At 39.5% G+C, this 2,325-nt stretch carries 1 protein-coding gene and 1 pseudogene; both read right to left on the reverse strand.

Features of this window, described 5'->3' with window-relative positions:
- Window positions 1-333: 333 nt before the first annotated feature.
- A pseudogene (locus tag SD31_RS12120) lies at window positions 334-1,357 on the reverse strand (rod shape-determining protein).
- A gap of 160 nt (window positions 1,358-1,517) precedes the next feature.
- Entirely contained in the window at window positions 1,518-2,171 is a 654-nt protein-coding gene (locus SD31_RS12125) for a M1 family aminopeptidase (RefSeq protein WP_262506623.1), read from the reverse strand.
- Window positions 2,172-2,325 lie beyond the last annotated feature (154 nt).

Raw genomic sequence — 2,325 nt, forward strand, 5'->3', positions numbered from 1 at the left:
CATTTACAATCCATTTCATGATTCTTTGTCGGTTTACTGCCAATGTACATATATTCTTTCCAAGAATTTACAACTTTGGCGTAGAAAGAGCTACAAACAATATTGGAAGAGTTGATAAATGCAGATCGCTGATAGTTATTGTTGTTTATTACTAACACTAGAGAAAACACGAAAAAGAAGGATAAACCAAAAGGTGGAGTTGTATCGGACCAGAAAAAGCCACAAATTTTTCATGTCTCAAATGTTCAGTAATGTAATTGTTATTAATAAGTACGCGATATTGAAAAAGTTGGACTTTTCAATATCGCGTAAAGATATACCTAAGCAACTCTATTATTGCATTAAGAATTTAAATCTACCGATATTTTTCAGTGCAATACCTGTACCGCGTACTACTGCACGTAGTGGATCTTCTGCCACATGAACTGGCAATTTGGTTTTTGCCTGAATACGTTTGTCCAAACCACGTAAGAGTGCACCACCACCAGTCAAGTAAATACCGGTCTGATAAATATCTGCAGACAACTCCGGAGGAGTGATCTCCAACGCTTTGAGGATAGCTTCCTCGATTTTAGAGATAGATTTGTCCAGACAGTGGGCAATCTCTGTATAGGAAACGGTAATCTGTTTAGGAATACCGGTCATCAAGTCTCTACCTTGTACGGCGAAGTCTGCCGGAGGGTCAGACAGCTCAGGAAGGGCTGCACCTACTTCAATTTTGATTTTTTCGGCAGTACGCTCACCGATCATGATGTTGTGCTGACGACGGATATACTGAACGATATCAGAATCGAAGTTGTCTCCCGCCACACGGATGGACTGGTCACAAACGATACCCGACAAGGCTATTACCGCAATCTCTGTAGTACCCCCACCAATATCGATAATCATATTTCCTACAGGTTCTTCTACGTCAATGCCGATACCTACTGCGGCTGCCATAGGTTCGTGAATGAGGTACACTTCTTTGGCGCCAGCAATTTCTGCCGAGTCACGTACGGCACGTTTTTCAACCTCGGTGATACCTGAAGGAATACATATCACCATACGTAAGGAAGGGAAAAACCAATGATTTACCGTTATTTATCATTTTTACCATCCCGCGGATAAGGGCTTCGGCAGCAGTAAAGTCTGCTATTACACCATCACGCAGAGGCCTTACTGTTCGTATATTGTCGTGGGTTTTACCTTCCATCTGCATGGCTTGCCTTCCAATAGCGATGACCTTGTTTGTCGTACGGTCAAAGGCCACTATCGAAGGTTCATCCACTACTACTTTATCGTTATGTATAATTAGGGTGTTTGCTGTCCCTAAGTCAATCGCAACTTCTTGCGTAAACCAATTGAATAAACCCATTTAAAAAGTCCTGATTCTTTGTAAAAAATTTGAACAAAAAATAATCAAAAAAAACCGATAATGTTAAAAGCTATTTGATAAAAACTGTTAATTCTTGTCGCAAAAATTGGTATTAGATTTATAATTTTTTTCGTCAAGATGAATGTGAATCTACTATTTTTTATTCTATTTCGACATTTATATAAAAGTTAAACGTGTCAATTATCAGATTATCAATGTTTAAGTTTTCGATATCTATTTTTTGGAAGGTATCGGTCAGTTCGATAAGGTCCATTTGGCCTTTCAGACCTAATAATACAGGCATGCGGAAATTTTCGACCTGAGCTTTCCAGCGTCCATAAACTTTTCCATCGGTTCCTTGTTTTACTAGTAGAGTAGGGATGCTATTGGTTTTCAGGTACTGCTCGAATATTTTATCGAAGCTTTTTCCTGTGTACTGATTCATATAGTTTAATATATCATTGTAATCTACCTGTTTCAATCTAAAGTCTTTGTTCATGTCGCGAAGTAGATTTCTCCATTTGATGTCATCATTGACTATGGTTCGAATCATGTTAAGGATTACACCTCCTTTGTTGTACATGTCACCCGATCCTTCTTTATTTACGTGGTAAGGCCCTTGGATAGGTTTATCGTTCAGGATGCCGCGTCGGTTTCCGTATATATACTCCTGTGCAGCTTCCTTGCCGTAAAAATATTCTATAAACAGCGCTTCGGAATAGTTGGTGAAGCTTTCGTGAATCCACATGTCGGCTATATCTTTGGCAGTGATATTGTTGCCAAACCATTCATGTCCACTTTCGTGTACAACGATGAAGTCCCATTTCTTTCCCCATCCTGTSCGGACCCATCTCTTCCTTAATACGCCGTTACTAAAACTTCGATACCATTCGCTCTATGGTCCGGTTTGTCTTCTACTTGCTAGTGTCGCTTGTTTCTATTATTTATACGCTATCTTCATAAAAGGG

This window comes from Sphingobacterium sp. T2 (assembly GCF_000814685.1).
Lineage (GTDB): Bacteria > Bacteroidota > Bacteroidia > Sphingobacteriales > Sphingobacteriaceae > Sphingobacterium > Sphingobacterium thermophilum.